We start from the raw sequence: 17,947 nt of genomic DNA on the forward strand, positions 1-17,947 counted from the left end.
TTCTAATCCTGGAGAAGCTTCAAGTAGTCTGCGTGCCAGCCCACATGGCGGTCTATTGCAAGCACTTGGTAAGTGCCTTGTACGTAATAATGAGCACTCCAGCCGTGGGCGATGGGTTCGACTTGAATCGGCGCAAGATCATGAGTCCAGCGCAGAAGCTCTAGTCCCTTTGCCTCTACTTGGGACGACTCAAGATCTGCACAATCCTCTACCATATGGGTATGACGATCAGACCAGTGCTCAATGAGTAGCCTGTCGTAGCTCGCGATTTTCGAGTGCATTTGCGGATTATTAACAATCCAACTTGATCGCTGCTCCTTCGCCCGCCATTGTGATCGAATAGCCTTTACGATATCCGAAGGCCTTCCCTTAACAAGCGCAATTTGACGAGTCAGCATTCCATCCGGCTCGTAATCCTCTGGTTGCGAGAGCCCTGAAAATTCTGCCACCAGTGTCCCGTTCTCCAGATCGGCGATAATTGAGGATATCTGCTGTTCCATTTCGCTTCGCTGGATTACTCGCTCACGCTTACCACACAAACTGAATACGACTTGTAAGTCCCACCATTGCAGCAGGCGATTCGCTGCCTGCAAGCGTTGCGAGCGAGGAATGAGATGTAACCGCTTGGCCACCTCATCAGGTATTTGCCCAATGTTCGCGCTGTCCTGCTTAATGACTACTCGGCGCAACAGGTTCAGGCGGGTGGAATGGTCAAGTGCGAGAAAAGCATCGCACCCTGGCGCTCTGGCAGCATGCGGGAGCTTAGCGCCCGCTGACTTTGCACTGGCTCGTTCAGTAGCCACGCGATCAGCTTCCTTCTCCATCGCCTCCAGTAACACCTCGCGATCACCACCTGGATCGCATAACGCAGCTAGCGGTGAATCGATGGGCACCTTCCCAACTGAAACGAGGTGGAATGTGGTATCCGCAAGGGAAACAAGAGGTAGAGCGTCGATCCAGACCTTGATAGTCTTCCAGAATGCCACAGATGCCAGAGTTACAACGGGAGGACTACCTTGAATAGAATGCTTGAGCTGATAAAGCAACTGCTGCCCATCGACCTTTAGCTCCACATCGTCCAAGCGCTCGACCGCTACGGCAGCCTCGCCGGCCGTCTGCGAGATAAGTGTCAGTAGCGCAAACTGGCTCTGAAAATAAAATCCGAGGGCAGCGGCCGTCGCTTCATGAATAGCGCTTGAATTAATATTCTCCGTCACCACTCCCAACGCCTCCCTCGCCGAACTTTATCCACATTCCTACCGTGAAAATGGTAACAGAATGCCGCCATTGGCGGCAATATAGGCACTGTCTATCACTTGTTGTCGAATGACAACAGTAGCGCAGAGAGCTGCCAAACTGTTTTTCCAAACCCATCACTACCTTTTCGAAAGAAGCACGGCTCTTGTATCTAGCACAAGACCGGCGTAATTGCTCTTAGCCTCGAATGGTTGCTTTAAGAACCAAAGCTACATAATGGCTATAATGGTCCTCAATCGTGAAGGGTGTTAATAGCCGACAGCTGCCGAGCGGCAGCTGTCGGCTATTGCGGTCTCTCGTTACCCCCAGAACGGAAATCTAACTCGTCAAGATACCCCATTAGTGAGTTACTCAAAAAAATCTCAGTCACACATCACTGCCATGACATCCCTCTCACGGAGATCTACGTCATGTCCTTGCAGTGTCCTCTCTGCAGCTCCCCCAAGATCGCCTCGCTGCGTACAGCTATGAAGATCGGTGCCGCCATTGGCGCCGCCGGAGGCGCAGCTCGCGGTGCCAGTGTGGCTCTGACCGGCAGTCAGGTCGGTGCCGCTGTAGCAGTTGCCCTTGTAGCCGGCCCGATTGGCATCACGCTCGGTACTGTCGCCGGTGCCATCCTCGGAGGCCTGGCCGGTGGTGCCGGTGGTTGTGCGCTCGGCGCGCAGCTGGGCGAGAAACTGGATCGCCATGTGCTGGCCAACAACCTCTGCCTGGAGTGCGGGCATCGCTTCAACCTGCCGATCTGATCTGCGCTCCAGCTCCTTTCTCCCCCATTGCTCATCCACTCCCTGGCAGAGGCTGCGCACGGCGCAGCCTCTATGCCGTCCTGCGTCTCAAGGAATCTCACCATGGCCCATCTCATCGAACAAATGGCCTACGTCGGCCAAGCCCCTTGGCACGGTCTCGGCAGCGAGCTGTCGCCACATCAGCCGCTGGAAGTCTGGCAGCGTGAAGCCGGTATGGACTGGCAGATCCTGGAAAGCCCCGTCCGCTTCATGGCTGACACCCAGGGGCACTTGGGCACCATCCATGCCTTTCCCGAACAGAAGGTGCTGTATCGCTCGGACACCAAGGCGGCGTTGTCAGTGGTCTCCAACCGCTACCAGATCGTCCAGCCCCGCGACGTGCTGGAGTTCTACCGCGACCTGACCGAGGTCTCCGGCTACGAGCTGGAAACGGCGGGCGTGCTCAAGGGCGGCCGCAAGTTCTGGGCGCTGGCCCGTACCGGACAGGGTTCGGCACTCAAGGGCAACGACCAGGTCAACGGCTACCTGCTGCTGGCCACGTCCTGCGACGGCACCCTGGCCACCACGGCGACCCCGACCACCATCCGGGTGGTCTGCAACAACACCCTGAGCATCGCCCTCGACGGCGCCCCGCAGGCCATCAAGGTGCCGCACAACACCCGCTTCGATGCGCAGGCGGTGAAGCGGCAGCTGGGCATCGCGGTGTCCGGCTGGGACGAGTTCATGTACCGGATGAAGCATCTGGCCGAGCGTAAGATCCGGCCGCACGAGGCGAAAAATTTCTTCCTCGACGTGCTCTGCGACATCCAGCCCAACAGCGCCGTGCCGGAAGCACTGCCCAACGAGCGGGCGCTCAAGCGGGTCGAGAGCCTGTATGGCGGCGCTGGTCGTGGGGCCAACCTGGAATCCGCACAGGGCACGGCCTGGGGACTGCTCAATGCGGTCACCGAGTACGTCGATCACGAGCGGCGGGCACGCAGCAACGAGTACCGCATGGACTCGGCCTGGTTCGGCCAGGGTGCCCAGCTCAAGCAGAAGGCCCTGGATACCGCGCTGCGGCTGGTGGCCTGAGCCGGCTTCATCCACCTCACTCCCTTTCACACCCCTTGCGAGAGCGCCCGATCAGCTTCGGTTGGCCGGGCGTTCTTGCGTCTGGAGGAATGCACCATGGAACAAATCCAATCCCGTACCACCCAGAGCAAGCCCCGGCCGGCGCTGCGCCTGGTCAAGACCAAGACCATGCCCCGTGAGGAATGGCTGGCCGTGCGCAAGCGTGGCATCGGCAGCTCGGATGCTGCGGCTGCCGTGGGCCTGAGCCCCTACAAGTCCCAGTTGGAGCTGTGGATGGAGAAGACCGGCCGGGATGCTGCGCTGCCCAAGGCCGACCCGCACGACGAGGAAAGCCCGGCCTACTGGGGCAACATCCTCGAGCCGATCGTCGCTGCGCACTACACCAAGCGCAGCGGCAACCGGGTGCGGCGGGTGAATGCCGTCCTGCAGCACCCTGATCCCGAATTCAGCTGGATGCTGGCCAACATCGACCGGGAGGTGATCGGCGCGGATGACGTGCAGATCCTCGAATGCAAGACCGCCGGCATAAACGGGGCACGCCTCTGGAAGGAGGGCGTGCCCGAGTATGTGCAGCTGCAGGTGATGCACCAGCTGGCGGTAACCGGCAAGCAGGCTGCCGATGTGGCGGTGCTGCTCGGAGGTCAGCACGTCGAGATTCACCGCATCGAGCGCGACGATTTCCTCATCGCCCGGCTGATGCGTCTGGAACAGCAGTTCTGGCAATACGTCATCGACGACATCCCACCACCGGCCGATGGCAGCGAATCAGCCGAGCAGGCGCTGCGCTGCCTGTTCCCAGAGGACAGCGGCCAGAGCCTGGACTTCAGCCACGACGAGCACCTGTCGGCCACCTTTGCCGAACTGAAGGCGGTGCGTGAGCTGCTGAGCGTTCACGAGCAGCGCGAGGCCGAGCTCAAGCAGACCCTGCAGCAGGCCATGGGCAACGCCACCCGGGCAGTCTTCGAGGGTGGCAGCGTCACCTGGAAGAAGGCCAAGGACAGCGTCGGCCTGGACATCAAGCGACTGCTACAGGATCACCCCGAGCTACAGCAGCAGTACGCGCTGACCAAGCCCGGCAGTCGCCGCTTCCTGATCACCTAAACACCGAACCTCCCTTTCAACGAGCCACCCGGCCCTCGCGGCCTGGGTGGCTTTTCTGTTTTCAGCTCAAGGAGAACCCCCATGCTCAAGGGCCTGGCAATCACCCCGCCGGTACTCGGACGGATTTCCATCGGCAAGGTCGTCGAGAAGAACGGCAAGCGCCTGCCGGAGAAGGACGACCAGTTCACAATCACCTCCCAGGTGCAGGTCCGCGACGGCTGGCTGCTGCACCCCTTCGACGAAGCGCTGCGCAAGGAGCAGGGCGGCAAGATCCGCAGCATCCCGATCCGTCTGCTGTTCAACGAGCCGGATCTGAACTTCCGCGCCGACTACAGCCTGTTCGACCGCAACACCGGACGGCCGCTGTGCGTCGGCAATGGCGAAACCTGCCGCCGCCAGACCAGCGAGGGGCTGCAATCACTGCCGTGCCCCTCACCGGATGCCTGCCCGCTGGCCAAGGGCAACGCCTGCAAGCCCTACGGACGGCTCAACGTGGCCATCGGCGACGACGATCCGCTCGGCAGCTTCGTGTTCCGCACCACCGGCTTCAACAGCATCCGCACCCTGGCGGCCCGGTTGCAGTACCTGCAGGCGATCTCCGGCAACAGGCTGGCCTGCCTACCACTGGAGCTGCGCCTGCGCGGCAAGTCCACCCGGCAGAGCCATGGCACGCCGATCTTCTACGTCGACATCACGGTACGTAGTGGCCTGACGCTGGAAGAAGCACTGGAGCAGGCCCGCCAGCTCGATGAGGCCCGGCGCAACGCAGGCTTCGACCAGGCCGCGCTGGATCAGGCAGCCCGGCAAGGCTTCGCCAACGGCGCCTTCGAGGACAGCGAGGAAGACACCGGGGCCATCGTCGAGGAGTTCTTTCCGGCGACCGAAGAGGAATCCGGCCGGCAGCACGTCACTCCCGCAACCACTGCCCCAGCCGGCAAGCCGGGCCTGGCCGAGCGTCTGGAGACACAGATGCAACGCCAATCCCCCTCAGCCGAAGCGCACTGACTCCACAGAATCGATTCGAGGAACCAAACCATGAAATTCCATAAGCTCAGAGCCGGAGAAGTGCCCGGCACCTACGTCATGGAGTCGCCGGTCACCGAGGCCGACATCCTGCACATGGCCCAGCAACTGGCACGCAAACGCCTGGCCAAAGGCCGTCCGCTGTCTGATCCGCAGAGCGTGTTCGCCCACCTGCAAACCCTGCTGCAAGACTACCCGCACGAGGTATTCGCCCTGCTGCTGCTCGATACCCGGCATCGGGTGATCGGCTTCCACGAACTGTTCCGCGGCACCCTGGACGGAGCCAGCGTCTACCCGCGGGAAGTGGTCAAACTGACCCTGGAGCACAATGCCGCGGCGGTCATCCTGGTGCACAACCACCCATCGGGCGATCCGGAGCCGAGCAATGCCGACCGCCACCTGACCTACAAGCTCAAAGACGCGCTGAACCTGGTGAGCGTGCGCATCCTCGATCACATCGTGGTCGGTACGGAAGGCTGCGTGTCACTGGCTGAGCTGGGGTATCTGTAACGGCGCCCAGGAGAGATCTGACATGGAGACTCAGTGCCTGATCTGTGAGTCCTCGGCAGTCATTGACCGGCAGGCGGCGCGCACCATCGTGCTGGCCATCAGTGCTTTGCGCGAGTTCATGCAAGCCTGGAAAACCCTGCAGTCCGAGAGGGAGCCAGCGCAATGGCTACTGCACAGCCTGGGCAATGCGATGGGTGCGGCTGCACACATCCATCCAGACGTGCAGTCATTCATCGCGGATGTGGAGCGCTATCAGTTCGGCGGTTTCGATTGCCTCTGCCTGCGCTGTGGCGCGCGCTTCGATACGCCTTCGGGGGCAGCCTCAGACACGCAACCGGGTAGCCAGTGACTCCACCAGATCGAGGACCAGCCGCTGGTCGGACTGGGCCAGCGGCTCAAGCAACCGGCTGACTCGCCGTGCCTGGTCATCGGCCAGCGGGCTGACCTCCCCCAGCAACTCGGCAGCGCCACAACCGAAAATCTCGGCCATCTCCAGAAGACGGGCGATGTTCGGGATCACGACGCCACGCTCGATCCGCGAGACCGCCTCAGTACCGATCCCCAGCCGCTCAGCCACCTCCTCCTGAGTCAACCCGCAATGCAACCGTTGCCTAGAAATTGCCCGCCCCACCAGCGCGGCCAACTGCTTCTGATCGACACCCGTCATGTTGCCCTCCATCTCAACCTGGATGGTTGGGCTTCGCCTCATTGACATGAAGAACACGAGAGGTCGAGAATCAACTTAAAAGGTTGATGTCCAGCCTAAAGCCACCACATTGATAGGGAATGTCATGCACCCGCCCCGCCTGGTCTCGGCATCAGCGCCCGCCGCCTGGCAGGGCTGCCAATCAACACCCCCTCCAACAGCGCCCCTGGCATGCGCTGAGTATTGCTGTGCCTACCCCCTCTAATTTCAGGAGAACACTCCATGAGCGAACTCGACCGAAAAAATTTGCGCACCTCGGATTCGGAGCAGAATGACCTGGCCGAAAATCACGATCTACCCCTCAAACCGGCCACCATCGGCTGGGGTGTCGCTGCGCTGGCCCTTTCCATTTTCATAATCGTCTTCAATAACTCGGCCATCGTGCTGGGGGCTGGCTTCTTCGCCAAATGTATGGCCGTAGTCGCCGGCTCTGCCCTTGGCTGGGGTGGGGCGATGATCGGTGATGCCATCCGACGCTTTGCACACCCTGATGCAGTCTTCACCAGCGGAGGCATCCTGCAGCTCGTCTGGATCAAAATCTTCTGGGCGCTCGGCCCTCAGGTTATCGGACTGCTCATCGGCTCTCTCGTAGGCGTAAGTCTGATGCTGAAATAAGGGAGAGGCCATGCGATATAAAGCTCCAATCGCACTGGGAGCCCTGATGACACTGCTGCAGGGCTGCAGTGATGAGAACTCAAGAATCAAAGGGGAGTTCATAAGCGGCTGCATTCAAACCGGTGGAGTGAAGTCTGTCTGCAGTTGCGTGTATGACAAGTTCACGGATAAGTACGAGGCGACGGAGCTGGAGAGGCTGTCCTCTCCCACGACCATGCCAACCGACCCAGTGCTCCAGCATCTCGCGAATGCGGCCCTGGCCTGTCGCGGCCGCTAAGTCCAGCGAGCTGATGGAGCAGCATAGACCAGCGTAAGCAGCTCAAAGGCTGCTTACGCTGGTCACGTCAGCCGGACGTTCTTTTTTCGCGGCAGTACCGCCCACATCGCTGGATGGCTGTAGGGCATCGCCCATCTCGCCGGCCGCCCTGCCTTTTATGGACATTTTTTGGACGAAAATGCCGGGATTACCGCCCATTCCGTCCAAATCCATCTAGCTACAGGGCAGCACGGCGACACCTGCAGTGGCCCCGCCTGACTCACAAACGGGCAGTCCCCAGCAACTCCGCTCCCGCATCCTTCTTCAGCAGCTCATACACCACAGTCAGGAACACATCCCGCGTCGCCTCGTCGCTGAGCAGCTTGGTGGCCATGGCCTGGTGGCTGCTCATCGCTCCGGCAATGGCCTTGATCGCCTTGATCGGCAGATCGGCCTTCATCGCCTGATCCATGGGATTGTTCTGCACCTGAGCCATCACCAGATCGTCGGCGCGCAGCTTCTCGGAAACGTGGACGGCAAAGGCCACCTGGTCGGTGTCGGTGATTTCCTTGCCGAAGGCGTTGTTGAGTCTCTCGATCAGGTCGGAGAGATATTTTTTTTCGCGGTCGCGGGCTTCGCGCTGGCCGTTGTCGTTCATGCCGTACAGACCCGGCACCTCGGCCTGCACGTCGACACCGACCAGCCCGCCGTCCTTCTTGATCTTGTAGTGGCTGAGCTTGAGATCGCCCAGATCCACCTGCTCGGCAGTGATTCCCTTCAGGCGCTTGCGCAGCAGCCGCGCGTAACTGGCGAAGGCCTCCAGATCGGGATCGCCAAACTCCACCAGCTGGGCGATGTACTCATAGCTGCGCACGAACTTGGACAGGCTCTCGCTGAAGATCATCAACTCGTCGCGTTTCTTGCAGTACTCGCTGCGCTGAGCTTCGGCGTACTTCATGGCCGCGTCGTCACCGGCATCACTCGCTTGTTCCCACTCCTTCTCCCAAAGGTCGATGGCATCGTTGAGGATCTTCAGCTTGCCGTTGAAACGGTCGGTCGCCGCCTGGGTCAAGCCATAGAGCTTCTGGTGGGTCACGTCCTTGTCGACGATGGCCTCACCGAAGGCGTCGACCTCGGCCTGGTCGTAGATGAACATGCCATCCAGACGCTGCTTGATGTCGTAGACGATGTTCGGGTCCTGGATATCTGCCACCTTGGCATCGCGGTAGAAGGTCTTGAACGCCGCGAGGATCTCCTCCGCCTCGTTGGCGAAGTCGATGACGTAGGTCTTGTCCTTGCCAGGGAAGGTGCGATTCAGCCGCGAAAGGGTCTGCACCGCTTCCACGCCGGAAATCTTCTTGTCCAGATACATAGCCACCAGCTTGGGCTGATCGAAGCCGGTCTGGTACTTGTTGGCGACGATCATCACCCGGTACTCGGGCGTGTCGAACACCTTGCGCATGTCGCGTCCGTTCAGGCCGGGGTTGAGGTTGCTCTCGCTGAACTGGTGATCCTCGGGAGACTTCCCGTCCAGCAGGGTCTTGGTGTCCTTGTCGTAGTTCAGCACCTCGCCAGAGAATGCCACCATGGCCTGCACGTTGGCGTACCTCTTACGTTTGCAGTAGTCCTGCAGCGCCAAGTGGTACTTCACCGCCGCAGCCCGCGAGCCGGTGACGACCATGGCCTTGGCCTGACCGCCGAGCAGATGCGCGACGTTCTTGCGGAAGTGCTCGACAATCAGCTCGACCTTCTGGCCGACGTTCACCGGATTGAGCGACAGCCATTTGGCCAGCGCGCGCTTGGCGCTCTTCTCGTCCACGCGCTTGTCGTCGACGAACTCGCTGCCGATCTTGAAGGCCACCTGATAGCTGGCGTAGTTCCTCAGCACGTCGAGGATGAAACCCTCTTCGATGGCCTGCTGCATGGTGTAGAGGTGGAACGGCGTCGGCAGGTTGTCCTTGCCTGCAGGCAGCGCCGGGTTGCGCGGGCGACCGAACAGGCTCAGGGTCGAGTGCTTGGGTGTCGCAGTGAAGGCGAAGTAGCTGGCATTGTTCGGACGGCTGCGCGAGGACTGCCAGACCGACAGACGCTCGTCCTTGCTCAGCTTCTTCCACTCCTCCTCGCTCTGACCGGTCAGCACATAACGCAGATCGTCCGCGGTGCTGCCCCCCGTGGAGCTGTGCGCCTCGTCGATGATGATGGCGAAGCGACGATGGCGCAGGCTCTGCTCACTGAGAATGGCCTTCTGCGCATAGGGGAAGGTCTGCAGGGTGCAGACGATGATCGGCACACCGGCCAGCATCGCCTCGGACAGTTGCTGGCTCTTCGGCTTGCTCGACTGCTGGCGGTCGATGGCGCACACAACCCCGGCCTGGTGCTCGATCTGCTGGATGGCGTCCTGCAACTGCTGGTCCAGTACCTGACGGTCGGTCACCACGATCACACTATGGAAGTACGGCTCGCCGTCCGGGCGGCGCACGCGGATCAGCGAGTGCGCGGTCCAGGCGATGGTATTGGTCTTGCCGGAACCGGCGCTGTGCTGGATCAGGTAGGGCTGGCCGACACCCTCGACGCGCACCGCGTCGATCATCCGCGTCACGCCCTCCCACTGGTGGAAGCGCGGGAAGATCAGCGCTTCCTTGTAGGAGGTCTTGCCGCTGGCATCCTGGACTTCCTTGCGCTCCAGCAGCACGAAGCGATGGAAGATGTGCAGCCAGTTGTCCTTCTGCAGCACGCGCTCCCAGAAGTAGCTGACCGGGTAGCCGCCATCCTCGGCAGGCGGATTGCCGGCTGCGCCATCGTTGCCACGATTGAACGGCAGGAAGAAGGTCGAATCGCCGGCCAGCTTGGTAGCCATGCGAATGTCGCTGTCGCTCATGGCGAAATGCACCACTGCCCCGCGCCTGAAGGCCAGCAGCGGCTCCAGCCCGCCGCTCTTGCGCTGCGGCGGGCGATCCATGCGGTACTGCTGCATGGCCGCCTCGACCGACTGGGTGAAATCGGTCTTCAGCTCTACCGTCGCCACCGCGATGCCATTGATGAAGAACGCCAGATCAATCTCATCGGCCTTGTCCAGCGAATAGCGCAGCTGCGGCACCACCCGCAGCCGATTGGCGGCATAGCGCGCGATCACCGTCTCGTTGCGCTCATCCTCCGGCAGCGCCTGACTCATCGCCAGGGTGCCACCACCTGCCACGGCAAAACCGTAGCGCAGCACGTTGACCGTGCCCCCCGTGGCCTTGTTCTCCAGCTGCTTGACCAGCCGATCGAGGATCACCGCCTCGGTGCCGGCACCATTCATTGCCCGCAGCTTGGCCATCGCCTGCGGCTGCGTCTCGTCCAGCCAGCCCAGCACATCGGCGGGAAACACAGCCCGCGCAGCATCGTAGTCAGCCGACTTGCCCACCAGCCAGCCGGCAGCCGCCAGCTGCTCGACGATGTAGCGTTCCAGTTCGCATTCGTGGTGGATGTGGCTCATGCAGCAGTCCTTGGCTTGCCAACCTTCGTCGCGAAGGGGAAGTTTGTCTTGAGTTTGTCTTGAGTTCGTCTACTGATCAGCGTCCGTAGATGACCTGAGCGTCCATCGCCCCTTGTGCAAACCACCTGATTTCACGATGGTTTGATCACGTTTCGACATGGCATGCAGCAGATTCCGGAATTTGTTCATCTTCTGCTTTTCGTCTAAAGCATCCGAGAGCTTGTCTAAGACCAGGCTCAGCAGCTCCTCCCGTGAAGCAGAGCCGTACTTGGCCAGAAAGCCGAGGATCAGATCCTTGTAGTAGGCATCGTCGAAAGCTCGGTTACGGATGTAATCATCCTTTTTGCCGATGCTCTTGGCGACCTGCGCAGCTGGATAGTAGTTGGGCTTGCGCCCCTCGATCAGCCCCTGCTTGCGCAGCAAGGCAGCAGCGTCATCCGTGATGGGCAGCTTCTTCTGCACCCGATCCAGCAGCATCACGATGTTCAGCGGCAGATCCTGCCGCTCCAGCAACAGGCGAGAGTAATTCTCGTCAATCACATGGCCATAGATCTCCAGCACCACCCGGTCTGCTCCCGACTTGCTGTAATCGGGCAGCGGGAAGTAGCGCTTGCGCTGCGACAGGGTCATGGTGCTGATACCGAAGCCCATGGTATCGATCATGTTCAGGCTGACCATCGCCTGCGTCAGCCAGGTATTGCGGTAGCGGCTCGGGGTCTGCTCGCCACTGAAGTAATCTTCCGGCCTGCCCTCGAAAAAGCCACCGGCATTCTCGAACACCAGGCGATCCACCCGCTCGGTCACCAGGATGCGCGAGCGCAGCTGATAGTCCTGGTGCGCGATGCAGTTGTGCAGTGCCTCCAGAATCACTCGCGTGTCGTACTTGCTCACCTCGGTGGCCAGCAACTGGTTCTGCGGAAAGATCTTGTAGCCGATGTTGCGGATACGGTGCAGCACCTGCGTCGTCGTCAGCAGGAAGGGCAAACCGAAGTGCTCATAGGCCTGCTCCTCGCCAACCAGCTTCCAGGTGATCTGGGCCAGGCAAGGCAGAAAATGGCTGGATTCCGCCCTGCCAAGCAGCAGCAACGCAGTGTGAGTGATCTTGCCCTGGATGGTGATCTTGGCCTTGTCGAGAAAGGTCGGCAGATCCCAGCTGGCGATATCGGCAGCAAAGGACGCATTGCGGTGCTTCTCGGCGAACTTCTCGCGAGCCACTGCCAGCGCAGCCGGATCAAGGTCTGCAAGACTGGCGGCCTCGACGATCTGTGCCGACCAATCCGTACTATCCACAGGTTCGTTCAGGATGGATTGCAGACGCTCCGGGCGCATCTCGGTCAGTGCATCATCCAGCCGCTGCCAGGCCTTGTCGTGGGCATATACCGGCAATCGCGGCCGATGACGGGGGATATGGAACACCCAGACAGTGCGTCGGGTATCGTCGGTGACGAAAGACTCGACCCGGAAACCCTCGGAGTCCAGATTGCTGCACCGCCCCAGCAGCCGCTGCCGGACGTTCTCCGGGGTGTAATCATGGAAGTTCTGGATGCCAATGATCTGCAGCGAGGCATCTTGCACCCCGATCACCAGATGCCCGCCCTCCATGTTGGCAATGGCTGAGATGTAGCTCGCGATATCCTCGCCCTTGCGCCCGGACACCGCATGGGTAAGGTTCTTGAATTCCTTCCACTCGCAAGCAGCATTTTCCTGAGGGTAATGCTTGCGCAAGTAGCATTGCAGGTCGGCCTCATCCACAGGTTTCATTACCCTCCGGTTGCATAGAGATATTCCGTCAAATACCCGTCAAATAAATACAGCCGCTGCAGCCTCAGTCGGTCTTTCCGAGTGTTGCCTGCTCGGCCAGCAAGGCCCGCTCGCGGTCCAGTTCGGCACGCAGCTCCTCCTCACTGGGCAGCACCAGCTTGTACTTGCTGGCAAACAGCTGCTCGCTGCCGTGCAGTACCGAGTAACGCACCACCGAAGCGTCCTTCTGCGCGCAGAGGATGATGCCCACCGTCGGGTTGTCGTCCGGCCCGCGCTTGAGGTCGTCGTACATGCGCACGTACATGTCCATCTGGCCGATGTCCTGGTGGGTCAGCTCGCCGCGCTTGAGGTCGAAGATCACGAAGCACTTGAGCAGGTAGTTGTAGAACACCAGGTCGACGTAGAAGTCCTTGCTCTCGGTGCTGATGCGCTGCTGGCGGGCGACGAAGGCGAAGCCCTTGCCCAGCTCCAGCAGGAAGCCCTGCAACTGGTCGATCAGCGCCTGCTCCAGGTCGCTCTCCAGAAAGGCGCCGGCATTGGGCAGGCCGAGGAACTCCAGCAGCACCGGGTCGCGTACGAACTCGCGGGGGCTTTTGCCCAACAGCTGCAGGTTGCTGGCGGCCTCCTGCTCGACGGCAGTCCGGTCCTGGCTGGCCAGCAGGCGTTCGTAGTACAGCGTGCCGATCTGTCGATCCAGGGCACGGGTGGTCCAGCCCTGCTCGGCGGTCTCGTTCATGTACCACTGGCGGGCGCTGTCGCTGTCGACCTTGAGCAAGGTGCGGTAGTGGGTCCAGCTCAATTCGGTACGCACTGCGTTCCAAATTGGAAAGGCCTGATAGAAGGCCCGCATATGCCGCAAATTGCGCTCATCGAAGCCCTTGCCGAACTCCGCGCCCAGCACACGGGCCAGGGTCGACAACAGCTTCTTGCCATACTCGGCACGCGCCTCACCGCCCTGCTCGAATTCGACGATATGCCGGCCGATCTCCCAGCAGGTCTGCACCTGGATGGTATCCACGGCACGCAGCGCCCGCTGGCGGGCCTGGCGGATCAGCTCGCCGAGACTGCCCAGCAGTGGCTGCAGCTGAAGATCGAGGTCGGTCGGTTTTGGCTTGCTCATTCAACTTCCCTCAGGTTGATTTCGCATTCGTGGCGGATGAGTCTCACCCCGCTCACTCGCAATCGAATAGCCGTCAAAGCGGCCATATGTCCGGATGGACTGGGGCGACTGGCCCCGGGCGTATCTTCGGGCCAGTCATGCATGAGCGTTGAACTCTGCCAGATCCCGCACCATCTGCTCGATCCGCTGTGCATCTTCGCGATCATCCGTGCTGCCGTACTGCTCGGGATCGCGGTTCACCTCGGCATGGGTGGCTCGCAGGCCGCCGTCGTGTTCGACGAAGTGAATCCGGTCGATGCAGAAGCCGGTCCAGCTGCGATGCTGGTACAGGGTGTTCCCCTCGAAGTAGCAGAACCACTTTTCTTCCATCTCGGTCGGCACATAGCCCCGTCGTGCGGCGACTGCAGCACGGGCATCCAGGGTGAAATCCAGCGGCAGACGCACATGGCGCTCCGGCAGCGGCTCGGTACGCCAGTCGTTGCGGATGGCCGGCAGGCGTGCCCAGTGCTCGCTGAACCAGCGCTCCGCTGCCGCGAGAATCGCCAGATCGCGCTCGCGGCCGATGTTGTTGGTGGTCTGCCCGATCAGCTCCCGCGCCTCGTCCAGTCCAACCCAGCGCGTGCTGGCAGTTTCCCAGTCCGTGGCCCCCTGCGGCCAGCCGGGCGAGAGGATGAAATATGCATTGCTTGAAGTGCCGCCCTTGAACACTCCCGGCAGCACATCGACGATGCTGGCCGGGTAGCCGGTCTCCTCGCGCACCTCACGCAGGGCGGTCTTCTCCGGGGTATCTCCCGGCGCGGGTCGCCCCTTGGCGAAGGTCCACACATAGCCATCGAAATGATTGGCCGGCTCACGCAGCAGGATGTTGCCGCCACGGCTGAGCAGAATGCCTCCATAGGCAGAGGCCTTGGCGATACTCCAGTTCATGTCTGACTCCCTGTCAGTGATGCTCCCTGAGATCGATCTGGCCGGTGACGGCGGCGGTGATCAGGGCGGCGCGGCGCTCTTTCAGCAGCTCAATGCTGTGTTCGGTTTTGCTGAGCAGAGCATCCAGTCGCGCGGCGGCCATTGACGCTCGCTCAACGATGGCAGACTGCTCATCGGTTGACGGAGGCAATGCGATAACTCGGCTTGCAGCCAGCCCGAGATTCAAGCGCTCACGGGTAGATCCGGTAGAGATAAAGCCACACTCAACTCTGGCCGTCGCAGATAGCTGCAGAGCAAGGAAAGCTGGAAGAGCCTTGCTTCTGTCTGTCCGGAAGCGGTAGCAGTCAGCTTTGACGATTGCATCCCCGAGCGAGCTGGGAGCGACGCAGGTTCGCCCCAATGGATTGTTCTCGTCCCCCAACCCGGCAATCAGCAGATCCCCCGGCTCAACGTCATGGCCGTGGCCGATTACTTCGGTGCGGTACTCGGGGGAAAGAAAGGCCTGGTCACCATCTTTGAACTCGCCGATACCGATGTTCTGCAGTCGAATGACCCGAACACCAGAGTCCGTATAGTTTTCGCTCTTGATTGCACTGCCGAAAGGCCCGTCACATCGGGCGACTGTGACCCGTGCCAGGCTCATCGTCTCCCAATGCTCCGGCACCTGCCCCAGCCATTCCACGCCAGAGTCCTTCATCCTCACGTTCGGATTAAGGCCCTTGGTGACGGCATGGGTGATCAGCGCCTGGCGCTTTTCGCGCAGCAGCTCGGTAAAGCGGGTCTTCTTTGCCACCAGTGCGTCGAGGCGGGCGGTTTCGCGGTCGAGGTGGGTGGCGATCGCTTGCTGCTCACTCAGCGGCGGAAATGCAAAACGATACTGGCGGAATTTCTCAGCAGGCAGGTGGGCAATGGTTGCCTTTGAGTCAGACTCCTCGAAAACCCCTCGGCACTTTGCGGTCAAAAGCGCAAAGAAGAAAAACTCTGCCGTATCCGCACCTGATGAACGGTGGCGTAGTCGGTGTAAGGCTTTCTGATAGCCGAAAGCTGCACTCTCACCACGCCAGATAGCAGCACGGCCGACGTCCCCTCCCTCACAAACCAGAAGATCCCCATCCCGGATGGTGTACCGCTCAAGCTCCTCGGGATGGATATCCATTTCGGGAAGATCCTGAGTGTTGATGCTGCCCCATTGCACATCCTGATTACGCAGATAAGGAACCAGGCTGGTCTTGGTGAGCTTTTTCTCATCAAGCATCTTCCCCAGCTCAATCGAGTAGCGAAAGCTCAGCTTGCATACAGCCCAATGCTCCGGCACCTCCCCCAGCCACTCCACGCCGGAGTCCTTGTAGGCCGGATACGGCTTGTAGTGGCTCATGCCGTCACCTCGCCCAGCAGCGCGGCAATCTCGGCCTCTACGGCCTTCAGATCGGCATCGATCTCGGCCAGCGGGCGCGGCGGCTGGTAGACGTAGAAGTAGCGGTTGAAGTTGATTTCGTAGCCGACGATGCCGACCTGGCCGTCCTTCGCATCGGTCTTACCGGTATCGATCCAGGCATCCGGCACATGGGGCAGCACTTCGCGGGCGAAGTAGTCGTCGATGGGCTGGCCGAGCGACACGTTCTCGAACTCTCGCAGCTCGCTGTCGGCCTGTACCTTGCCCTTGTCGTCCAGCAGCGGCTGGGCCTCGGCGTCGCGTTCGCCGAAGCAGGCCAGCACGGCCTTCTGTGCGCCCTTGGAGAGCTTTCTGATGCCGGCAGCCTGGAGGAACGCCGGCAGGTTGTCGAAGCTGCCTTCCACCGTGGCGAAGGCCTCCGCCTGGTCGGCGCCCTTGGTGTTCCGATAGGCGGTGAGCTTGTCCGCGTTGACCGAAAAGCGCAGACGCAGCGGTCGCTCGACTGTGATGCGCCGGTAGCCGAAGTCGGTGGTGGCGAAGACCTTGCTGTGCGGGCCTTCCTCGAACGCCTCGTGCTGCCTGGCGATCACCTCGATCTGCTCGTCGGTGAGGTATTTGCGCTTGCTGCCCAGGCTCTTGCGCATCGGCGAGTGCATGGCCGTGGCGTCGATCAGCTGGACCTTGCCCTTGCGCAGCTCGTCCTTGTGGTTGGAGAGAATCCACACGTAGGTGCCAATGCCGGTGTTGTAGAACAGGTCGGTGGGCAGGGCGATGATCGCTTCCAGCCAGTCGTTTTCCAGAATCCAGCGGCGGATCTCCGACTCACCCGAGCCGGCCCCGCCGTTGAACAGCGGCGAGCCGGACAGCACGATGCCGATGCGCGTGCCGCCCTGCTCCGCCGGCTTGCGCTTGGACAGCAGGTGCATGAGGAACAGCAGCGAGCCGTCACCCACACGCGGCAGGCCAGGACCGAAGCGCCCCGAGGAACCGAGTTGGCTGTGCTCGGCCTGCACGGCCTTCTGCACGTTTTCCCACTTCACCCCGAACGGCGGATTGGCCAGGCAGTAGTCGAACTGCTCATGGGGCAACAGATCATGGGACAGTGTGTTGCCAAGCTTGATGTTCTTGGTCTCGAAGCCCTTGATCAGCTTGTCGGCGACCGAGATGGCGTAGGTCTCGGGGTTCAGTTCCTGGGCGTAGGGCACCAGGCGCGCATTGGGGTTCCACTCGTAGACCTGCTCGATAGCCGAAGACAAGAAGCCGCCCGTCCCCGCCGCACAGTCGTAGACGGTACGCACCACACCATCGCCATTCAGCGCCCGATGGTCAGGGGCGAACACCAGGGTGGTAGCCAGTCGCACCACGTCACGCGGGGTGAAGTACTGTCCGGCATCGTCGTTGGACGATTCGGCGAACTTGCGAATCAGGTGCTCGAAGACCAGGCCCATCTCGTGGTTGGAGATCTGGTCCGGATGCAGGTCCACCTTGGCGAACTTCTGGGTCACCAGGTAGAGCAGGTTGGCCCTTTCCAGCTTCTCCAGCCACTTGTCGAAGGCGAAGTGCTCGAACACCTGACGGGCGTTGGCAGAAAACTTGGCGATGTAGTCCTCCAGGTTGGCACGGGTGCTGGTCGAGCCCACGCTGGCCAGGGAGAACTGCGAGACGTTGTAGAAGGTGGCCCCCGCCGTACCGGGCAGCAGCAGGTCGAGATCCACACCGCTGGCCTTGAGCGCTTCGTACTGGGTACGCACGGCATCGCGAGTCGGCTCCAGCACGCACTCCAGACGGCGCAGCACGGTGAACGGCAGGATGATGCGGCCGTACTCCGAGGGCTTGAATGCTCCCAGCAACAGGTCAGCGATATTCCAGATGAAGGGTGCAAGGTTTTGCTGGTTCACGCGGTATTCCCCAAGGTCTACAGATTGCCGACTAGAGCGCGGCAATGGGCGAACCGCAGAGAGGCGTAGCCGGGATGAGATCCCT

At 61.1% G+C, this 17,947-nt stretch carries 15 protein-coding genes; 7 read left to right on the top strand and 8 right to left on the bottom strand.

The genetic code is table 11. The annotated features are described in order from the left end of the window. Positions 1 to 2 precede the first annotated feature (2 nt). Complete coding sequence (locus tag E5198_RS08500) at positions 3 to 1,220, bottom strand: ABC-three component system protein (RefSeq protein ID WP_256659013.1); 1,218 nt, start codon at positions 1,218 to 1,220, stop codon at positions 3 to 5. Between the two features lie 504 nt (positions 1,221 to 1,724). Between E5198_RS08500 and E5198_RS08505 the strand changes: the two genes are divergently transcribed. From E5198_RS08505 to E5198_RS08530, 6 genes are all read left to right on the top strand, one after another. Further along, a complete protein-coding gene (locus E5198_RS08505) occupies positions 1,725 to 2,003 on the top strand; it encodes a hypothetical protein (RefSeq protein ID WP_178084053.1) in 279 nt (92 codons plus the stop codon). A gap of 102 nt (positions 2,004 to 2,105) precedes the next feature. Continuing rightward, the gene (locus E5198_RS08510; protein ID WP_136489570.1) at positions 2,106 to 3,074 is read left to right on the top strand and encodes a DUF932 domain-containing protein; all 969 of its coding nucleotides are present in this window, start codon (positions 2,106 to 2,108) and stop codon (positions 3,072 to 3,074) included. 96 nt (positions 3,075 to 3,170) lie between these two features. Next, positions 3,171 to 4,175 carry a YqaJ viral recombinase family protein gene (locus tag E5198_RS08515; RefSeq protein WP_136489571.1) on the top strand — a complete coding sequence of 335 codons (1,005 nt, stop codon included), beginning with the start codon at positions 3,171 to 3,173 and terminating at the stop codon, positions 4,173 to 4,175. 81 nt (positions 4,176 to 4,256) lie between these two features. Continuing rightward, positions 4,257 to 5,180, top strand: coding sequence for a hydrolase or metal-binding protein (locus E5198_RS08520; protein WP_136489572.1), 924 nt, complete (start codon positions 4,257 to 4,259; stop codon positions 5,178 to 5,180). Between the two features lie 30 nt (positions 5,181 to 5,210). Beyond that, positions 5,211 to 5,708, top strand: a complete 498-nt coding sequence (radC, locus tag E5198_RS08525) for a DNA repair protein RadC (RefSeq protein WP_136489573.1) — start codon at positions 5,211 to 5,213, stop codon at positions 5,706 to 5,708. 22 nt (positions 5,709 to 5,730) lie between these two features. Next, positions 5,731 to 6,057 carry a hypothetical protein gene (locus E5198_RS08530; RefSeq protein ID WP_136489574.1) on the top strand — a complete coding sequence of 109 codons (327 nt, stop codon included), beginning with the start codon at positions 5,731 to 5,733 and terminating at the stop codon, positions 6,055 to 6,057. Here E5198_RS08530 and E5198_RS08535 read toward each other — a convergent pair. Then, entirely contained in the window at positions 6,031 to 6,375 is a 345-nt protein-coding gene (locus E5198_RS08535) for a helix-turn-helix domain-containing protein (protein ID WP_136489575.1), read from the bottom strand. The genes E5198_RS08530 and E5198_RS08535 overlap by 27 nt on opposite strands. Before the next feature lie 261 nt (positions 6,376 to 6,636). Here E5198_RS08535 and E5198_RS08540 point away from each other — a divergent pair, with 261 nt between their 5' ends. Further along, complete coding sequence (locus E5198_RS08540) at positions 6,637 to 7,029, top strand: hypothetical protein (protein ID WP_218569047.1); 393 nt, start codon at positions 6,637 to 6,639, stop codon at positions 7,027 to 7,029. A gap of 536 nt (positions 7,030 to 7,565) precedes the next feature. On the opposite strand, the gene E5198_RS08545 is transcribed toward E5198_RS08540, so the two are convergent. The 6 genes from E5198_RS08545 to E5198_RS08570 form a co-directional block, all read right to left on the bottom strand. Further along, on the bottom strand, positions 7,566 to 10,763 hold the full coding sequence (locus E5198_RS08545) for a type I restriction endonuclease subunit R (RefSeq protein ID WP_136489576.1): 3,198 nt from the start codon (positions 10,761 to 10,763) through the stop codon (positions 7,566 to 7,568). A 69-nt stretch (positions 10,764 to 10,832) separates the two neighbouring features. Then, positions 10,833 to 12,524 carry an RNA-binding domain-containing protein gene (locus tag E5198_RS08550; protein WP_136489577.1) on the bottom strand — a complete coding sequence of 564 codons (1,692 nt, stop codon included), beginning with the start codon at positions 12,522 to 12,524 and terminating at the stop codon, positions 10,833 to 10,835. 64 nt (positions 12,525 to 12,588) lie between these two features. Further along, positions 12,589 to 13,644 (bottom strand): YhcG family protein, encoded by a 1,056-nt coding sequence (locus E5198_RS08555; RefSeq protein WP_136489578.1) that lies wholly within the window; start codon positions 13,642 to 13,644, stop codon positions 12,589 to 12,591. A gap of 135 nt (positions 13,645 to 13,779) precedes the next feature. After that, on the bottom strand, positions 13,780 to 14,571 hold the full coding sequence (locus E5198_RS21820; RefSeq protein ID WP_218569048.1) for an NUDIX hydrolase: 792 nt from the start codon (positions 14,569 to 14,571) through the stop codon (positions 13,780 to 13,782). Positions 14,572 to 14,584: 13 nt separating this feature from the next. After that, complete coding sequence (locus tag E5198_RS21765) at positions 14,585 to 15,946, bottom strand: restriction endonuclease subunit S (protein WP_178084054.1); 1,362 nt, start codon at positions 15,944 to 15,946, stop codon at positions 14,585 to 14,587. Further along, positions 15,943 to 17,862, bottom strand: coding sequence for a class I SAM-dependent DNA methyltransferase (locus E5198_RS08570; protein WP_136489579.1), 1,920 nt, complete (start codon positions 17,860 to 17,862; stop codon positions 15,943 to 15,945). The genes E5198_RS21765 and E5198_RS08570 overlap by 4 nt, the downstream gene beginning before the upstream one ends. Positions 17,863 to 17,947: the final 85 nt, after the last annotated feature.

The sequence above is a fragment of the Pseudomonas sp. A-1 genome (assembly GCF_004801855.1).
Classification (GTDB): Bacteria; Pseudomonadota; Gammaproteobacteria; order Pseudomonadales; family Pseudomonadaceae; genus Geopseudomonas.

Coding starts and splice junctions, on each gene's coding strand:
- E5198_RS08505 (WP_178084053.1), top strand. CDS start 1,725: ATGAAGATCGGTGCCGCCATTGGCGCCGCCGGAGGCGCAGCTCGCGGT.
- E5198_RS08510 (WP_136489570.1), top strand. CDS start 2,106: ATGGCCCATCTCATCGAACAAATGGCCTACGTCGGCCAAGCCCCTTGG.
- E5198_RS08515 (WP_136489571.1), top strand. CDS start 3,171: ATGGAACAAATCCAATCCCGTACCACCCAGAGCAAGCCCCGGCCGGCG.
- E5198_RS08520 (WP_136489572.1), top strand. CDS start 4,257: ATGCTCAAGGGCCTGGCAATCACCCCGCCGGTACTCGGACGGATTTCC.
- radC (WP_136489573.1), top strand. CDS start 5,211: ATGAAATTCCATAAGCTCAGAGCCGGAGAAGTGCCCGGCACCTACGTC.
- E5198_RS08530 (WP_136489574.1), top strand. CDS start 5,731: ATGGAGACTCAGTGCCTGATCTGTGAGTCCTCGGCAGTCATTGACCGG.
- E5198_RS08535 (WP_136489575.1), bottom strand. CDS start 6,375: ATGACGGGTGTCGATCAGAAGCAGTTGGCCGCGCTGGTGGGGCGGGCA.
- E5198_RS08540 (WP_218569047.1), top strand. CDS start 6,637: ATGAGCGAACTCGACCGAAAAAATTTGCGCACCTCGGATTCGGAGCAG.
- E5198_RS08545 (WP_136489576.1), bottom strand. CDS start 10,763: ATGAGCCACATCCACCACGAATGCGAACTGGAACGCTACATCGTCGAG.
- E5198_RS08550 (WP_136489577.1), bottom strand. CDS start 12,524: ATGAAACCTGTGGATGAGGCCGACCTGCAATGCTACTTGCGCAAGCAT.
- E5198_RS08555 (WP_136489578.1), bottom strand. CDS start 13,644: ATGAGCAAGCCAAAACCGACCGACCTCGATCTTCAGCTGCAGCCACTG.
- E5198_RS21820 (WP_218569048.1), bottom strand. CDS start 14,571: ATGAACTGGAGTATCGCCAAGGCCTCTGCCTATGGAGGCATTCTGCTC.
- E5198_RS21765 (WP_178084054.1), bottom strand. CDS start 15,946: ATGAGCCACTACAAGCCGTATCCGGCCTACAAGGACTCCGGCGTGGAG.